The organism is Streptomyces scabiei 87.22 (assembly GCF_000091305.1).
Lineage (GTDB): Bacteria > Actinomycetota > Actinomycetes > Streptomycetales > Streptomycetaceae > Streptomyces > Streptomyces scabiei.
On the sequence record NC_013929.1, the window covers coordinates 5,464,112 to 5,480,877 of the forward strand.

At 73.3% G+C, this 16,766-nt stretch carries 12 protein-coding genes and 1 riboswitch; of the genes, 6 read left to right on the plus strand and 6 right to left on the minus strand.

The features are described from left to right. The first annotated feature begins 19 nt into the window (after positions 1-19). The 5 genes from SCAB_RS23375 (at position 20) to SCAB_RS23395 (ending at position 5,256) form a co-directional block, all read left to right on the plus strand. Positions 20-598 (plus strand): MarR family winged helix-turn-helix transcriptional regulator, encoded by a 579-nt coding sequence (locus SCAB_RS23375; RefSeq protein ID WP_013002540.1) that lies wholly within the window; start codon positions 20-22, stop codon positions 596-598. A 172-nt stretch (positions 599-770) separates the two neighbouring features. Further along, positions 771-1,421, plus strand: coding sequence for a GTP cyclohydrolase II (locus tag SCAB_RS23380; RefSeq protein ID WP_013002541.1), 651 nt, complete (start codon positions 771-773; stop codon positions 1,419-1,421). Positions 1,422-1,536: 115 nt separating this feature from the next. Further along, a complete protein-coding gene (locus SCAB_RS23385) occupies positions 1,537-2,649 on the plus strand; it encodes a PP2C family protein-serine/threonine phosphatase (protein WP_037725823.1) in 1,113 nt (370 codons plus the stop codon). A 264-nt stretch (positions 2,650-2,913) separates the two neighbouring features. Next, a riboswitch (cyclic di-AMP (ydaO/yuaA leader) is annotated at positions 2,914-3,075 on the plus strand. Positions 3,076-3,085: 10 nt separating this feature from the next. Beyond that, a complete protein-coding gene (locus SCAB_RS23390) occupies positions 3,086-4,147 on the plus strand; it encodes a M23 family metallopeptidase (protein WP_013002543.1) in 1,062 nt (353 codons plus the stop codon). Positions 4,148-4,311: 164 nt separating this feature from the next. After that, on the plus strand, positions 4,312-5,256 hold the full coding sequence (locus SCAB_RS23395) for an aldo/keto reductase (RefSeq protein ID WP_013002544.1): 945 nt from the start codon (positions 4,312-4,314) through the stop codon (positions 5,254-5,256). Between the two features lie 23 nt (positions 5,257-5,279). Here the strand turns inward: SCAB_RS23395 and SCAB_RS23400 are convergent, their stop codons facing one another. From SCAB_RS23400 to SCAB_RS23415, 4 genes are all read right to left on the minus strand, one after another. Further along, on the minus strand, positions 5,280-6,641 hold the full coding sequence (locus tag SCAB_RS23400; RefSeq protein WP_013002545.1) for a PrsW family intramembrane metalloprotease: 1,362 nt from the start codon (positions 6,639-6,641) through the stop codon (positions 5,280-5,282). Positions 6,642-6,739: 98 nt separating this feature from the next. Continuing rightward, positions 6,740-7,606 (minus strand): tRNA (guanosine(46)-N7)-methyltransferase TrmB, encoded by an 867-nt coding sequence (trmB, locus tag SCAB_RS23405; RefSeq protein WP_013002546.1) that lies wholly within the window; start codon positions 7,604-7,606, stop codon positions 6,740-6,742. Between the two features lie 65 nt (positions 7,607-7,671). Continuing rightward, entirely contained in the window at positions 7,672-8,883 is a 1,212-nt protein-coding gene (gene lhgO, locus SCAB_RS23410) for an L-2-hydroxyglutarate oxidase (RefSeq protein WP_037725818.1), read from the minus strand. A gap of 209 nt (positions 8,884-9,092) precedes the next feature. Next, positions 9,093-10,517 carry a hypothetical protein gene (locus SCAB_RS23415; protein ID WP_013002548.1) on the minus strand — a complete coding sequence of 475 codons (1,425 nt, stop codon included), beginning with the start codon at positions 10,515-10,517 and terminating at the stop codon, positions 9,093-9,095. A 713-nt stretch (positions 10,518-11,230) separates the two neighbouring features. Between SCAB_RS23415 and SCAB_RS23420 the strand changes: the two genes are divergently transcribed. Continuing rightward, complete coding sequence (locus tag SCAB_RS23420; RefSeq protein ID WP_013002549.1) at positions 11,231-13,324, plus strand: asparagine synthase-related protein; 2,094 nt, start codon at positions 11,231-11,233, stop codon at positions 13,322-13,324. Positions 13,325-13,396: 72 nt separating this feature from the next. Here SCAB_RS23420 and SCAB_RS23425 read toward each other — a convergent pair whose 3' ends face one another. Further along, complete coding sequence (locus SCAB_RS23425; RefSeq protein ID WP_013002550.1) at positions 13,397-15,238, minus strand: sigma-70 family RNA polymerase sigma factor; 1,842 nt, start codon at positions 15,236-15,238, stop codon at positions 13,397-13,399. Positions 15,239-15,504: 266 nt separating this feature from the next. Beyond that, positions 15,505-16,305 (minus strand): TetR/AcrR family transcriptional regulator, encoded by an 801-nt coding sequence (locus SCAB_RS23430; RefSeq protein ID WP_013002551.1) that lies wholly within the window; start codon positions 16,303-16,305, stop codon positions 15,505-15,507. Positions 16,306-16,766 lie beyond the last annotated feature (461 nt).

The window sequence follows — 16,766 nt, forward strand, 5'->3', positions numbered from 1 at the left end:
CAATACCTACACTGTACGTATGACGACCCGCTGGCTCACCCCCGACGAACAGCGTGCCTGGCGCGCCTACGTGGCCGCGAGTTCCCTTCTGGAGGACGCGCTCGACCGCCAGCTCCAGCAGGAGGCCGGGCTGCCGCACCTCTACTACTCCATGCTGGCCGCCCTCTCCGAGGCGCCGGAGCGCCGCATGCGGATGACCGAACTCGCCGAGCGTCTGAAGATCACGCGCAGCCGGCTGACGTATGTCGTGACCAGGCTGGAGAAGGACGGCCTGGTGCGGCGAGAGGACTGTCAGTGGGACAAGCGCGGCAGCGTGGCCGTGCTCACCGACGAGGGCATGACCCTGCTGGAGCGCACGGCGCCGGGGCATGTCGAGACGGTACGCAGGGCCGTCTTCGACCATCTCGCCCCCGAGCAGATCAGCCAGTTCGAGGAGATCTGCGGGGCCATCGCGGCGGCGATCCAGGGTGGCAGCCCCCTCGCGGCCCCCGGCTCGGACGACCTCCCGTGGCGCCGCCGCGCATGCCCGTCGAGCCAGCAGGGCCAGCAGGGCGGGTCGGGCGGGTCGGGCGGGTCGGACGAGCGGGACCGCGCCTGACGGACGCGCGGCCCGGACGCGCGGCGCCGTCACACGGCCCCGCGCATGACGGGAATGTGACGTATCCCCAAATCGGTTGCTTGAAATTTGAAGCAGGGGTTAGAGTCACTCCGAGCGTTGTGCTTCAAAACTGAAGCACAACGACACCCCGTACCAGGACCGGAGAACCCGCATGCCCGACATTCCCGCTGCCACCCCGCGTGCCCGCGTCCGGGTGCCGCTGCGTTTCCAGGACGGCTACGCCGTCGACGCCGAACTGGTCACCTTCCACGGCCTCGTCGACGGCCAGGAGCACCTGGCGATCGTCCTCGGCGACCCCGCCCCCGGCACGGACCCCCTGGTCCGGCTGCACTCCGAGTGCCTGACCGGCGACGTCTTCGGCTCCGCCCGCTGCGACTGCGGTCCCCAGCTGCGCGAGGCGGTGGAGCGGATCGCCGAACGCGGTGGCGTCCTCCTCTACCTCCGCCAGGAGGGCCGGGGCATCGGCCTCTACAACAAGCTCGACGCGTACGCCCTCCAGGACCAGGGGCTCGACACCTACGAGGCCAACGCGGCCCTCGGTCTGCCCGAGGACGCCCGCGACTACACGGCGGCGGCCCAGATGCTGGGTGCCCTCGGCATCGACGAGCTGGACCTGCTCTCGAACAACCCCGACAAGGCGCGGCAGCTCCGCGACCTCGGCGTGGGCGTCCGCCACCGCGTCCCCACCGGTGTCTTCACCACCGCCCACAACGTCCGCTACCTGCGCGCGAAGGTCCTCCAGACCCAGCACACGCTCCCCCTGCCGGAGCTGACGGGACTGGCAGGAGTGACGGCGGGCTGACCCCGGCGCCGGTTCCTTTGCCCTGCCGCCCGGCGCGGCCCTAGCCCACTCGGCCCCGCCGGCTGGCCCCGCGCCCCGCCCACGGAAACCCTGTTTCCGTGGGCACGGAGAACGGATGGCGAGTGTGAGGGAGCCGGTCGGGCGGCGGTTCTCGTTCCTCCGTACGCTCACGCGCGCCGTCCCGGCCCTGCTGATCACCGTCGGACTCTTCTACGACCACTTCACCCCGCGTGAGTTCACGGCCGTCCCCTTCTTCACCGCCGCGCCCCTGGTGGCGGCCCCGCTCTTCTCGCTGCACGGCACGGTGATCACCGGGATCGTCTCGATCTCCGGGGTCAGCGCCGTGCGCGGCTACTACGGCGACACGGGGCAGGTGGACGCGATCACCGAGATCGCCACGGTGATCACCGTCGCCGTGCTGGCCGTACTGATCAACCGTCTCGTCCGCCGCAGCGACGCCCGGCTCGCCACCGCCCGGGAGATCGCCGAGGCGGCACAGCGGGCGGTCCTGCCGGTGCCGCAGGAACGGATCGGCGGGCTGGAGATCGCCGCGCGGTACGAGGCCGCGCAGGCGGGGGCGTCGATCGGGGGCGATCTGTACGCGGTGCAGGACTCGCCCCACGGCGTACGGCTGATCGTGGGCGACGTGCGCGGCAAGGGGCTCGGCGCGGTGTCGGCGGTGGCGGTGCTGATCGGCGCGTTCCGGGAGGCGGCCGAGCAGGAGTCGACGCTGGAGGCGGTCGCCCAGCGGCTGGAGCGGGCGCTGGCCCGGGAGGCGACCAGGCGGGAGGCCGCGCTGCGGGACGCGGCGGTGGAGTACGAGGGGTTCGTGACGGCCGTGCTGGCGGAGTTCCCGCACGGGGCCGGGCGCGCCCGGATCGTCAACCGGGGCCATCCTTCCCCCCTCCTGCTGCTCGCCGACGGCACCCTGTGCTCCCTGGACGCGCCGCGTCCGGCCCTCCCGCTGGGCATGGAGGACCTGGGCGCCTGGCCCGACCGCGCGGAGGAGGCCGGGTTTCCGCGGGGGGCCACGCTCCTGTTCCACACGGACGGTCTGTCGGAGGCGCGGGACGCGTGCGGTGTCTTCTACGATCCGATCGAACGCCTGTCCGGTCGGGTCTTCTCCGCCCCGCGCGCCCTGGTGACGACCCTGGCGGACGAGGTGCGCCGGCACACGGGGGACAGCACGACGGACGACATGGCCCTGCTGGCGGTCCGCCGGCCGTGACCGGGGGCGGGTGCGAAGGCCGGTGACCGCCTCTATATCACCCAGTGTGGCTGTTCGACCGTCCTCCGTAGACGTGCTGATGTCCCGTCAGAACTTTTGTTACTCCTGAGGCAAGTCAACTCGCCCGTTTTAAACCCCTCATGACCCGTAAAGTCCAGCAGGGGGGCTGGAACGATCATTCAGAACAGCTTGGAATGGAGTACTCACGTCTATTAACGTTCGATAACGCAGCGCGGTCGTCCCAGCCGTCACAAGAGACGGCTCCGTGCTCACGCGCCGAATCCCGCAAGGGAACCGGGGAACCACCACCCTGGGGTGAATCGCACGGAAACCGTCGTGGCAGTCCGCACGACCGGTTTACGCGCGTAGGAGACCTTCCTGCTCCGAACCCGTCAGCTAACCCGGTAGGCGAGGAGGAAGGAAGGAGCGCGCCCACGTGGCGTCGAACCGGTCCGCGACCGAAGCCCCGTTCGTGCCGAGCCAACGAGAAGGCGAGAGCCGGACGTTCGGCTACGGCAGCTACAACAGCGACGACGAGGGCCCCTGGCAGGAGTGGAATCCCAGCGAGGACACCCTGCGCCCCGCTCGCGGCCGGCACCGTGTCGCCAAGAAGACCGGTGTACTCGCCCGTGGCGGTCTCGGCCGCAGCTCCACCGTTCTCGGCGTCGGTGTCATAGCCGCCGTCAGCGGCGCCGGCATGGCCAGCGCGCAGTCCGGCAAGGCCCCGGTGTCCATCTCGATGCCCGACATGCCGAACGTCGGCTCGGTCTTCGAGGACGAGGCGGAGGAGCCGGAGCCCGAGGCGTCCAGGACGCCGCTCAGCAGCGCCGGCCTGACCCCCGCCGAGGCCCAGCAGGGCACCGCGGACGCCGGTGAGGCCCTGCGCGCCCGCATCATCGCCCAGGCCGAGTCCCAGCAGGACGCCTTCGACAAGGCCGCCGCCGAGGCCGCCCAGACCGCCGCCGCGGACAAGGCCGCCGAGCTGGCCGCCAAGGAGAAGAAGGAAGCAGAGGCCAAGGAGGCCGCCGCCAAGAAGAAGGCGGCGGAGGAGGCCGCGGCGAAGAAGGAGGCCGAGCGTCTGGCCTCCCTCGCCACGCAGTTCACGCTGCCCACCTCCTCGTACACCCTCACCTCCACCTTCGGCCAGGCCGGCCCCTACTGGTCCTCCGGCTACCACACCGGCCTCGACTTCGCCGCCCCGACCGGCACCCTGATCAAGGCCGTCGGCAGCGGCACGATCACCCAGGCCGGCTACGAGGGCTCCTACGGCTACAAGACCGTCCTCACCCTCGATGACGGCACCGAGATCTGGTTCGCCCACCAGTCCTCCATCGGCGTCAGCGTCGGCCAGAAGGTCGCCACCGGCGACGTCATCGGCCGCGTGGGCGCCACCGGCAACGTGACCGGCGCCCACCTCCACATGGAGGTCCACCCCGGCGGCTCGGCCAGCGGCATCGACCCGGCGGCGTGGCTGCGCAGCAAGGGCGTGACCCCGTAGAGCGGTCGGACGACGAACGACGACGCCGCGTGGGTCCGTGAGGACCGCGCGGCGTTCGTCGTCCTCGGGACCGGCCTACGCTCGGACGCCTCGCTCCCACGGCTTCACGCGGCGTTCACGCCAGGGCGGAATGCGGGCGTCCGCCGGGCTGGTTGAGGGATGACATGACTTCTCTTCGCAAGCTGGGCACGTCCGACATCGAGGTCTTCCCCCTCTCCCTCGGCGGCAACGTCTTCGGGTGGACGGCCGACGAGGCACAGTCCTTCGCCGTCCTCGACGCCTACGCGGCCGCCGGGGGCAACTTCGTCGACACCGCCGACTCCTACTCGGAGTGGGTGGAGGGCCACACGGGCGGTGAGTCCGAGGGCATCATCGGCAGGTGGGTCAGGTCCCGGGGAAACCGGGACGACGTGGTCATCGCGACCAAGGTGAGCCAGCACCCCGAGTACCGGGGCCTGACGGCGGCCAACATCAAGGCCGCGGCCGACGCCTCCCTCGCCCGCCTCGGCACGGACCACATCGACCTCTACTACACGCACTTCGACAAGCCCGAGGTGCCCGTGGAGGAGATCGTCACCGCCCTCGACGACCTGGTGAAGGCCGGCAAGGTGCGGGCGATCGCCGCGTCCAACATCACCCCCGAGCGCCTGAAGGCGTCCCTGGACTTCTCGGACGCCGAGGGCCTGGCCCGCTACGTGGCCGTCCAGCCGCACTACAACCTGGTCTCCCGGGACACCTACGAGGGCCCGCTGCAGACCGTCGCCGCCGACGCCGGCCTCTCCGCCGTCCCGTACTTCGCCCTCGCCAAGGGCTTCCTGACGGGGAAGTACCGCCCCGGTACGACGGTCGACAGCCCCCGGGCGGCCGGCGCCGGCGCCTATCTCGCGACCCCGGCCGGCACCCGGGTCCTCGCGGCCCTCGACGAGATCGCCGAAGCCCGTGGAGCCGCCCACGCCACCGTCGCCCTCGCCTGGCTCGCGGCCCGGCCGACGGTCGCGGCGCCGATCGCCTCCGCGCGCAACCTGGACCAGCTCCCCGACCTGCTGGCCGTCGCCGACCTCACCCTCACCCCCGAGGAGCTGCGGCGCCTGACCGACGCCTCGGCGTAGCCCACACGGCCCCGGCGGCGGGCCTAGGACCGGTACGGGTTGTACCCGGGGTACGCGGCCACCCCGTAGGCCACCGGCTGGGGATGGGGCCCGTACCCGCCGTGTCCCCCGTATCCGGCGTACGCCCCGTACTCGTAGCCGTAGCCGTAGCCGTAGCCGTACCTGGGCTCGGCGTCCCGTCCGGCGTACGCCATCGCCGGGCGGGCCACCTCCCGCCGTCGCCACAGCTCGAACAGCAGCTCCCGCTCGCGCAGCGCGAAGTCGCTCCCGGCGCGCCCCCGCAGGCCCCGGTGCCGGAGGAACGCCAGCCGCGTCGCGTACGTCTCGTACTCCGCGACCGACCGCGCCCCGGCCTTCCCGAAGTGATGGGCCGCGTACTCCCGCGCCACCCGCCTGGCCCGCATCGAGCCCAGCACATACGGCTCGGGCGGGGTCAGCCAGCCCGCGGCCGCGTACGCCGGCAGCGCCTCCCGCACGGCCCGCAGCTCCCGCTGCCGGGCCCAGATCGCCCACCACGTCAGCAGTCCGAACGCCGGCACCATGAACCCCGCGTACACCGCGAAGAACCCGTACTCCCCGAAGGTCGCCGAGCCGTTCCACACCGAGTGCATCGCCATGGCGAGCAGCAGCCCGCTCAGCGGCACGAGGACGCGTCGCCCCCGCTGCCAGTCCGCGGAGACCGCCGCCACCCCGAAGCCGATCCCCGTCAGCACGGTGAACAGCGGATGCGCGAACGGCGACATGATCACCCGCACGAAGAAGGTGGCCGCGGTGACCGACGCCAGCCCGGTCCCCCCGCTGAGCTGGTCCGTTCCGAAGGCGGTGCCCAGATAGAGGATGTTCTCGGTGAACGCGAAGCCGGTCGCGGTGAACCCCGCGATCACCACCCCGTCCACGAGCGAGGTGAAGTCGCGTCGCCTGAACAGGAAGACGAGCAGGACGGCCGCGGCCTTGGCGGTCTCCTCGACCACGGGCGCTATGACCGTGGCGCCGAGGGTGTCGGCGTGCGAGGGATCGGCCGTGGCCGTCGCTATCCAGCGCGTCGCGAAGCTGTTGGCCACGATGGCTATCAGCGCCGCCGCACAGGCCCCCCAGGCGAACGCGAAGACCAGGTTCCGCCAGGGCCCCGGCTCCACCCGGTCCAGCCACCGGAAGGCGGACATGAGCAGTGGCAGGGGCAGCAGGGCCAGTCCCAGTCCGACGAGGAACCCTTCGGTGCCGGTCTGTTCGCGGACGAGCGCGAGGATGACGAGACCGGAGACGGCGAGCAGCGCGGTCAGCGCGCCGTATCTGACGCTCTTCCGCTGCCACCAGCGCGTGGGCCTGAACGCGTACCCGTCGGCCGAGCCGCGGGGATGCGTCGGGTAGGGAGGACTGGTGGCCATTGCATTGACCCTAACGAGGGAGGGGCCCGCCCGCGACGGCGCACGGGGGCGGCCCGCCGGACCGCGCCCGCCACCGGGTTCCGTCCGAACGACGGCCTTCAGACGCCTGTGGGGGGATGTTCGGGTTGGTCGGACTGCCGCGTCCGCTGTCGCTCCTGCTGCTGTTCACGCTGCTGTACGCGACGGAAGAGCAGATCGTTCACCACATGGCCCTTGTCCAGGCCCTGCCCCTCGAAACGGGTCAGCGGCCGGAAGTCCGGACGTGGCGCGAAACCGCCGTCGGCCCGGGTGTTCTCGAAGTCGGGGTGCTCGGTCAGCACCTCCAGCATCTGCTCGGCGTACGGCTCCCAGTCCGTCGCACAGTGCACGACCGCCCCCGGCGCGAGCCGTGACGCGACGAGCGTGAGGAACTCCGGCTGGATCAGCCGCCGCTTGTGGTGCCGCTTCTTCGGCCAGGGGTCGGGGAAGTACACCCGGAGCCCGTGCAGCGAGGCGGGCGGGAGCATCTCCCGCAGGAGGATGATCGCGTCGCCGTTCGCGACCCGGACGTTCGTGAGGCCGTACTGGTCCGCGAGGTTCAGCAGGTTCCCCTGGCCCGGGGTGTGTACGTCCACGGCGAGCAGGTTGGTGTCCGGATCGGCGGCGGCCATCTCCGCGGTCGCCTCGCCCATCCCGAACCCGATCTCCATCACGACCGGCTTCTCGTCGCCGAAGAGTCCGACGAGGTCCAGCGGCCGTCCGTCGATGTCGAGCCCCCACTTGGGCCACAGCCGCTGCAGGGCTTCCGCCTGCCCGGCGGTCACCCGGCTCCGCCGTGGCTGGAAACTCCTGATCCGCCGCTCGAAGTGCGACCCGGCGGGGTCCGGCTTGGGCCCGTCGGGGAAGCGCGGCTCACCCTTGACCCGGGTGTGCCGAAGGGAGGCACCGGAGGTGCGGGGCTCGGGGGCATCGGCGGAGTCAGACACAGTGCACCGATTTTACGACTCCCGCGCGCCCCGTCACGCCTCGGCCGGCGCCGCCAGGGACCCCGTCACGCCTCGGCCAGCGCGGCCAGGGCCCTCCTGCCGACCTCCCGCCCGATCGGCAGGGACGCGGTCGCCGCGGGGGAGGGCGCGTTCAGCACATGCACCGCGCGCGCTCCCTCCCGGATCATGAAGTCGTCCACCAGCGTCCCGTCCCGGAGCACGGCCTGGGCCCGTACGCCCGCGGCCGTGGGCACGAGGTCCCCCTCGGAGACCGCCGGCAGCAACCGCCGCACGGCCGCCGTGAACGCCTTCTTCGACACCGACCGGCGCAGCTCCCCCGCCCCGTACCGCCAGTGCCGCCGGGCTATCCGCCAGGACCCGGGCCACGCCAGCGTCGCCCCCAGCTCACGCATCCGTACGGTTCCCCAGGCGTACCCCTCGCGGGCCAGCGCCGGCACCGCGTTGGGGCCGACGTGGACGCCGCCGTCGATCCCGCGGGTCAGATGCACCCCGAGGAACGGGAACGCCGGATCGGGTACCGGGTACACCAGTCCACGGACCAGCTCGGGCCGCGCCAGCTCGAAGTACTCCCCCCGGAACGGCACGATCCGCATCCCGGGGTCGTCCCCGGTCATCCGGGCCACCTCGTCGCAGTGCAGCCCGGCGCAGTTCACCAGCACCCGGCCGCGGACCACGCCGCCGCCCCGGATCCGGACGGCGACCCCCAGCGAGGCCCGCCGGTCGATCCGCTCGACCTCGGCGCCGTAGCGGATCTCGGCGCCGGACGCCCGCGCGAACTGCCGGGCGACCCCGACGTAGTCGCAGATCCCGGTGGTGCCGACGTGTATGGCCGCGAGCCCGCGCACCTCCGGCTCGTACTCGGCGATCTGGGCGGCGCCCAGCTCCCGCACCGGGATCCCGTTCTCCCGGCCGCGCTGGACCAGGGCGTGCAGCCGGGGCAGCTCCGACTTCTCGGTGGCCACGATCAGCTTCCCGGTGACGGCGTGGTCGATGCCGTACTCGGCGCAGAACTTGACCATCTCGGCCGCGCCCCGGACGGCGTACCGCGCCTTCAGCGAGTCCGGCCGGTAGTAGATCCCGCTGTGGATGACGCCGCTGTTCCGCCCGGTCTGGTGCCGGGCCGGGCCCGGTTCCTTCTCCAGCACGGTGACGCGCGTGCCCGGCGCGGCCCGCGTGATCGCATACGCCGTCGACAGCCCGACGATCCCGCCGCCGACCACGAGCACATCGCAGTCGTATGCGCCCTGCCTCCCCACGCGCCCCACCTCCCGACTCCGATAGTGCACTGCACCACTGACAATGCCCTCAAACCCGGAAGCCGCCCACATGGCACTGGTCACGTTCTCCGATGCCGGTCGCCCGGGGCCGCGCCCCTTCAGGGGCGCGGGGAACTGCGCGAGAGACCCCCACGCACCCGCGCCCGCCGAAGAAACCCGCATCCGGCAGACGAGAACGCGCCCCGAACCTACGCCGGCGTCATCAACAGAGGCCGCGCCCTCTCCCGCAACTCAATGACCCGCGGCTCGTCCCCGTACGGCTCCAGCCGATGCAGAAGATCCTTCACATACTCGGTCGTGCGCGCCGAGGAGATGCGCCCCGCGACCTCCACCGCCCGCACGCCCTGCTCGCACGCCGCGTCGAGGTTGCCGGACTCCAGCTCGGCGACCGCCGACACCACCAGCCGCAGCCCGTGCGAGCGTACGAACTCCTCCGTCGGCCGCGACAGCGCCTGCTCCGTGAACCGGCGCACCTGACGCGGCGCCTTGAGGTCCCGGTAGCACTCGGCCGCGTCCGCGGCGAACCGGTCGTAGCCGTAGAAGCCGAGCCAGCTCGGGTCGTTGTCGCCGTCGCGGGCCCGCTCCAGCCAGCCCTCGGCGGCCTTGAGGGCCGCCCCGGCGGCCACCGCGTCGCCCGCGCGCGCGTGGGCCCTCGCCTCGACCAGCCGGAAGAAGCTCATCGTGCGCGCGGTGGCCAGGCCCCGGTTGCGTTCGAGCGCGGCCTGCGCGAGGTCGACTCCCTCGTCGCCGAAGCCGCGGTAGGTGGCCTGCAGGGACATCGTCGCCAGCACGTATCCGCCGAGCGGTACGTCGGCCGCGGCCCGCGCGAGCCGCAGGGCCTGGATGTAGTACCGCTGCGCCGCCTCCTGCTGACCCGTGTCAAAGGCCATCCAGCCTGCGAGGCGGGTGAGTTCCGCGGACGCTCCGAACAGCGCGCGGCCCACCTCGTCGGAGTACGAGCCGAGCAGCAGCGGCGCGGCCTCGACCCGCAGGCACTCGGGCACCATGGACGAACGCCAGTCGCCGCCCCCGTACTTGGAGTCCCAGCGCCTGGCGTCCTCGGCGGCCTCGCGCAGTTTCTGCACGTCGCTGTGGCCGACCTTCAGCGGCGACCCGGAGCCCTCCGCGGAGCCCGCCTCGCGCGCCACCGAACTGTCGGCCGGGGTTATCAGCCAGCGCGATGCGGGTGTGGCGTACGCGCTCACCGCGAACGATCCGGCGAGGGACTGCCAGATGCCGCCGGTGCCCGCGCGGCGGCCGGCGAGGTCGAGGCGGTACAGCTCCGTCGCCGCGCGCACCGCCTGTCCGACGTCACGGGGGAAGGCGAGGCCCACCTCGGGGGCGGGGTCCGCGTCCGCCAGGCCGATCTCGTGCAGCGGCACCGGACGGCCGAGCTTCTGCCCGATCGCGGCCGCGATGAGATGCGGCGCGGCACCCTGGGGGACCATGCCCTTGGAGACCCACCGCGCCACCGAGGTCTTGTCGTAGCGAAGTGTCAGCCCGCGTTGGGCGCCAAGGTCGTTGACGCGACGCGCGAGTCCTGCGTTGCTGATTCCCGCGAGGGCGAGAACGGCGCCGAGCTTTTCGTTCGGCCCGCGTTGCTCCCTGGACATTGCGCCACCCCTCGAACAGACGGCTGCCGCGGCGGCATAGGCACGCGGCATTCGTAAACCCAGCGTAGTTCGCCGCATCCCAAGCGTTAAGGGGCGTAAATCCGGTTGGCGGGATTGTGGTCCGTACGAAAGTGCGGGCGCAGCACGGAGGGTGGTGATGTGCTCCCGATGTGTGGCCGTGCGCCTGTCCGTGCGCTCTACTCCGGCCACCGGGGGAGCGCTTCCATGGTGGTGCGTGGGTCGGCCCGCTGTACTGGATCCAGTGGGCTGGGGGACACCGCCGCCTACATCCCCGCGGGCGGCGGACCGGTCCGGGGGGCGAACTCCGCCTCCCGGACTGTGCGTTGACGCTGTGTCGTCATCGGGGGCATTACGGAGGGCGTGCCTACTTCGCCCTTCGAGGACGATTTGGCCGAAAATCGACGGTGGTCGTCGAGCGTGAATACCGCTCCGACCACGTCTGTTGAGGGCGCGTTAGGTGTTTTGGGGGAGCGTACCGGGGGCGCATTCGCGTCGCAGAGCCGGGGTCCATGGAGGTGGACCACCGCTCGTCCAGGCCGACTTGAGGGGACGACGGGGGAGCGTTCAGGGCTCCCCGGGGGCGCACTCGGCGGTGCGCAAGCCGGACCACACGCCTCCGGCAAGCCTCCTTCGTGGCAGCATGGGGACCGTTCGTACGGTGCACCGGTTGTCCACAGCCTGTGGAGGCGTCGATGCGGTGGTTGGTGGGATGGAGCAGTACCGCCGCTGGCGCGCCCGCCTTCGGTTCCGCCGGCGCGACCGGACCCGACGGCGAGAGCGTGCACCCGGTCGGTTCCCACCTCCTGTGGGGCGACCCCGACCCGCTGTGGGCCGTCGGCGACTGGCGGCCCGACGAGGTGCGGGTCGTGAGCGCCGACGTCCAGACCAGGATCGCCGTGCTCGGCATCTGCGGCGCCACCGACGAGCAGCTGCGCGTGGGCCTGTTCGCGGCCCGGGGCGGCGCCCTGCGCCACCTCACCGCCTGGCCCGGCAGCTACACCGCCGTCGTCCAGGTCGGCCGCCGGGTGACCGTCTGCGGCGACCTCGCGGGTGCCCGCCCGGTCTTCCACACCCCCTGGGCGGGCGGTACGGCGTACGCGACGGCCGCCCTGCCCCTCGCCGACCTCGTCGAGGCCAACCTCGACTTCGGGCACCTGGCGGCCCTGCTGGCCGCCCCCGACGTGCCGGACGCCCTCCAGGACTCCACTCCGTACGACGGCGTGCGCCGCATTCCTCCGGGGCACGCACTGATCCTGCGCGCCGGGGCGCGTGAGGTCGCCGGCTACGAGCCGGTCGCCTCCCTCGCCGTCGCCGCGCCCTCCGCCGACCCGGACAGCGCCGTGGACGCGGTCCGCGACGCCCTCGTGGAATCCGTGCGGGTCCGTCTCTCCGCCCCCCGGCACGTGCCCGACGTCGACCCCGGCCCGGTGCCCGGCATGGGCCCCGCCGAGCGCCGCGCCGCCCGCGGCATGCCCGTCCCCGGCATCGGCGCCGACGTCTCCGGCGGCCCCGCCTCCGGCACGCTCGCCCTGCTCGCCGCCGGCCTGCCGGGCGCCCCCGGCACGGTCCTCGGCCACGGCACGGGCGCCGGCGAACGCCTCCTCGCCGTCACCTTCAACGACCTGGTCACCTCCGGCCGCGAGACCGAACGCGAACGCGCGGGCACCCTCGCCGCCAACCCCCGCCTCCACCACGTGGTCGTGACCGGCGGCGAGGAGGTGCTCCCGTACGCCGACCTCGACGTCCCCCTCACCGACGAGCCCGGCCCCTCGCTGGTGACGGCCGCCCGCCACCGCGCCCGCCTCGCCTCCGGCAGCGCGGACCACTTCACCGGCTACGGCGCCCGCCAGGTCCTGGACGCCCACCCCGCCCGCCTCGCCGACCTGCTGATGGACCGCAAGCGCCGCCACCTGGTCCGGCCGGTCGCGGCCCTCGCCATGGCCGACGGCTCGGTGATGGTCCCCGCACGCGTGTACGGCGCGGCGCGGAAGCTGGCCCGCACCCCGTACCGCTCCGGCGTCGAGGTCCTCGCCGACCGCCTGATGCAGCGCCGCTTCGAGGAGCCCGGCGGCGCGGTGGGCGCCTCCCTGGCCGCCCTCACCTGGGCGAGACCGGGGCCGGCGGCCCGCTGGCTCACCGGCGAGGCCCTGGCAGAAGTATCGATTCGCCTGGGTGCGACGACCGGCCGCTCCTCCGTCGGCCCCGGCCAGCGCCCCGGCGACTTCCGCGCCCGCGCGGCCCTGGCCCGGCACGCGGCGGACCTCCGGGTCCTGGAACAGGCGGTGGAGATCCGCTCCCAGCGCCTGCACACCCCCTTCCTCGACAACCAGGTCGTCCGCGCCTGCCGCGCCCTCCCCGAGGCCCTCCGCGTCCAGCCGGGCGCCCGTGCCGCGATCCTCCGTACGGTCCTGGAGGGCGCCGGCGTCAGCGACCTCCCGCCCGGCTGGGGCGCCCCCTCCCACGCCACCTCGCAGGCCGCCGCCCGCACCGGCCTCCGCGTGGCCGCCGACACCCTGATCACCCTCTTCGACACGCCCCTGCTCGCGCAGGCGGGCATCGTCGAGGCCAGGGTCGTGCGCAAGGCCCTCCGCGCCGCCGCCGAGGGCGAACCCCTGCCGCTCGACGGCCTCGCCGACCTGGTCGCCCTCGAACTCTGGCTGCGCCGCCTCCTCGCCCGCCGCGGCACCTGCTGGACGGGCACCCCCGCCAGACAGCGCGCCGTACCCGCGGGCATCACGCCCCAGAGAGGCGCCCTGGGCACGGGAGCGACGGCCCGCCAGGTCTGACCCGCCGCGACGCGGGCCCGGTCCACGTCCGACCCGCCGCGACGCGGGCCCGTCGGCGGCCGGCTTGGCCGCTCAGCCGCAGCTGAACCGCGAGTCCGCCCAGTCCGCCGGCACCGGCAGGTCGTAGGGGCTGTGCGGCTCCACGACCAGGCGTACCGTCTCCCGCCCGCCGAGCCCCACCCGTACCGGTACCGCCGGTTCCCCGCCCCGTACCGGACCGGACCTCCACAGCCGGACCCCGTCGCCGTAGACGGAGAAGCGGACCTCGCCGAGGCCGTGGGCCAGGTCGTCGACGCCGACCAGCGCGTCGTACGTGTCGCACCGGCGGTTGAGGTCGATGGTCACGGAGGAGCGGCCGTGCACGGTCACCCCGTTGCCGTAGCGCTTGCCGGCGATCGACATCCCGTACCGCTGCCAGACCCAGCTGCTCTCCGCGAGCCGCATCTCGGGTGCGGTGCCGTCGCCGAGGACGCCGTACCGCAGTTCGTTCCACCGGTAGACGGCCGGGGGAGCGGGCGGGGTCGCGGTCGGTGTGGGCGACGGCTTCGGAGCGGGGGCCGAGGGCGGGGCCGGTGTGGGTGACGGCGTCGGCTTCACGGCCGGTGCCGGGGTCCTGGACCGCGACGGCGCGGGCGTCGGCTTCGGCGCCGGTGACGGCCGGGACATCGGCACCACCCGGGCGGGGGCGCCCCGCGCGGGCGTGTCCCGGGGCGTCGACGGATCCGGCCGTGGCGCGGCCACGGCGGGCCGCGAGGCGGACGGCCTGTCCGACGGCTCCTCGGGCGGCCGCACGTCGTCGCCGGTCAGCGCGAGCGCCACAGCCGCGGCGACCATCCCGGCCACACTCACCGCGATCCCGGCCTTCGCGGGTCCGCCGAGTCCCTCCGCGGCGGCCCCGCCGGCACCTTTGCCCGCCGCGGCCGCCGCTCCGACGGCCCCGGCCCCGGCACCCCCGGCGACGAGCGCGGCCACCTTCGCGTACCCGGCCGCGCCGAACCAGCCGATGACGGCCACGGGGACGACCGCCGGGATGCCGCTCGCGACCTCCTTGATCTGCCCGGCGGCCAGCCGGCACGCCGCGCACTCCTCCAGATGCGCGCGCAGCCCCCGCTCGGCCCGCGTCCGCAGGCCGCCGCGGGCGTAGGCGCCGAGCCGGTCGGCGTAGCGCCCGCACTCCCCGGGGTCGCCGGCGAGGGTGGCGCTGACATGGGCCTGCAGATACGCCTGCTTGAGTCCCTCCCGTGCCCGGCTGGCCAGGACCCGGGTCCCGTTGGCGTCGAGCCCGAAGAGGGTGGCGACCTCGCTCGGCGACTCGTCCTCGACCTCGGTGTGCCACAGCACGGCCTGCCAGCGCTCCGGAAGCGAGCGGAACGCCCGCATCGCCATCGACTGCTCGGCCTCGTGCATCGCCCGCACGTCCGCGCCGAGGTCGAGCGTGTCCGTGTCCGACACCCGGGCGCCGCGCGAGGCATGGGCCGCGAACACCGCGAAGTCGTCGACCAGCTGCTCCCGCCGGGCGGAGCTCGTCCACGTCGCGGCGACCCGCCGCACGGAGGTCAGCAGATAGGCCCGTACGGCGTGCTCCGGCCCGGCGCCGCCCCGGACCGCCTGCAGCATGCGGGCGAAGACCTCGGCCGTCAGGTCGTCGGCGGTGTGGGCGTCCCGGCAGCACGTGCGCGCGTACCGGCGTACGGCCTCCGCGTGCCGCCGGTACAGCTCCTCGTACGCCGAGTCGTCCCCCGACCGCATCCCCTCGATCAGGTCGGCGTCGGAGGGCGCCCGCGGGGGCAGCACCCCGGAGTCGAAGCGGTCCCACGGCGCCGGAAGCCCGCGCCCGCCCTGCTCGGGCACCTGGGGCTCCGCCCCGGCTCCGGCCGCCGCCGTCTCCGGCGCGTCCCGCCCGTCAACACCCATCGCGGAAGCCCCCGCCGCCGGCCGACCCAGTCCCCAACACCAGGGCAGAGTGCCATATTGGCTTTTGTTCAGCCCCGGTACTACGGGCATACCACTCGTCCGAGGGGGCTTCCCATACCTCAGAGCGATGATTCACCCGTACGAGTAACACGCGTCCCGGAGGACGCGCGGGAGAACGGGCAGAGGACCGCGAAACAGGCGAGGGCGGCGCGGGGTGAGGACACCACCCCGTGCCGCCCCCGGGGCGGAACGTCACCCGATCGCGGTCACGAAGGCCGGGACCGCAACCCCTCCAGCAGAATGTCGAGCAGCCGAGCGGACGCGGCGGCCTGCTGTGCCGCGTCCGGCAACGCCGGCGCTCCCGTGGCGATCACCAGCAGTACGTCCGCCACGGTCACGTCCTCGCGCAGCTCACCCGCGCCCCGGGCCCGCTCCACCAACTGCCCCACGACCTCGAGCAGTGCCGAAGCACCGGCGTCGTCCACGGGACCACCGGAACCGGCGGTGCCCACGGCCGAACCGGGGCCGGACTCGGACGGGACCAGCCGGAGCTCGGCCGACGGCTGGACCCGCTGCTGCGGCACCCGCGCCTCGTCCGGGACGATCGCGCCGATGTCCTCGGACCCGTCCTCGGCGACGCCGACCCGCAGCACCTGCGGCGGCAGCAGCCGCCCGGCACCCGAGGCCACGGAGGTCCGCAGGAACCGCGACAGCGCCTGCCACGGGTCCTCCTCCTGGCCTAGCGCCACCCTGGCCTGTTCGGTGAGCCGAGACGTCTCCTCCTCGGCTATCCGGCGGACCAGGACGTCCTTGCTCGGGAAGCGCCGGTACACCGTGCCGACACCGACCCGCGCACGGCGGGCCACGTCCTCCATCGGCGCGCCGTACCCCAGCTCACCGAACACCTCGCGCGCCGCGCGCAGCACGTGCTCGAGGTTGCGCTGTGCATCCACGCGGAGCGGAGCGGACCGCACTCCCTCACCGCGTCCGTTGCCGCCCGCCGAGCCCATCGCACCACCGGGTGCGATGGTGGACGCGGACGACCAATGGGACTCCTGAATATGCATACGTGTTCCCCCGGTAATGACGTCTCCCCCCGGAGACTCTCCCCGTCATCGGAAGCCGGAGCGGCGGAACGAGCGTCCAAGGTCGTCGGTGGTCGCCGACTTCCTTCGCCGGCAACCCGGTCCCCGAGCCGGACCGCCCGTCGCGGACCCCTCGGAAAACGGACCCGAACCCTGGATCCACGACCTCGACCCCGGACTCGACCGAACCTCTTGAACGCATCCCCCTACACCCCGTCGACACACGAACATAGTTGAGAGGGAGTCAATTCAGAAGGGGCACGTTCCGCACGGAGCGCCCCCCGGTCGGAGTACGGGCGGTTTACGTCCGTTTTGCGCCCCCTCCCGTCAGCCGACTCACACCGTCTGACCTGCGCACCTGCTCCACACGCCGGTGAATCGGCCATCTCCGCACGATTGTGGAGACCGGTCACACAAATTGCCGGGCCTGTGGACAAACCAGC

Coding starts and splice junctions, on each gene's coding strand:
- SCAB_RS23430 (WP_013002551.1), bottom strand. CDS start 16,305: ATGCATATTCAGGAGTCCCATTGGTCGTCCGCGTCCACCATCGCACCC.
- SCAB_RS23400 (WP_013002545.1), bottom strand. CDS start 6,641: ATGGCCACCAGTCCTCCCTACCCGACGCATCCCCGCGGCTCGGCCGAC.
- SCAB_RS23380 (WP_013002541.1), top strand. CDS start 771: ATGCCCGACATTCCCGCTGCCACCCCGCGTGCCCGCGTCCGGGTGCCG.
- SCAB_RS23385 (WP_037725823.1), top strand. CDS start 1,537: ATGGCGAGTGTGAGGGAGCCGGTCGGGCGGCGGTTCTCGTTCCTCCGT.
- SCAB_RS23425 (WP_013002550.1), bottom strand. CDS start 15,238: ATGGGTGTTGACGGGCGGGACGCGCCGGAGACGGCGGCGGCCGGAGCC.
- SCAB_RS23395 (WP_013002544.1), top strand. CDS start 4,312: ATGACTTCTCTTCGCAAGCTGGGCACGTCCGACATCGAGGTCTTCCCC.
- SCAB_RS23375 (WP_013002540.1), top strand. CDS start 20: ATGACGACCCGCTGGCTCACCCCCGACGAACAGCGTGCCTGGCGCGCC.
- SCAB_RS23420 (WP_013002549.1), top strand. CDS start 11,231: ATGCGGTGGTTGGTGGGATGGAGCAGTACCGCCGCTGGCGCGCCCGCC.
- SCAB_RS23415 (WP_013002548.1), bottom strand. CDS start 10,517: ATGTCCAGGGAGCAACGCGGGCCGAACGAAAAGCTCGGCGCCGTTCTC.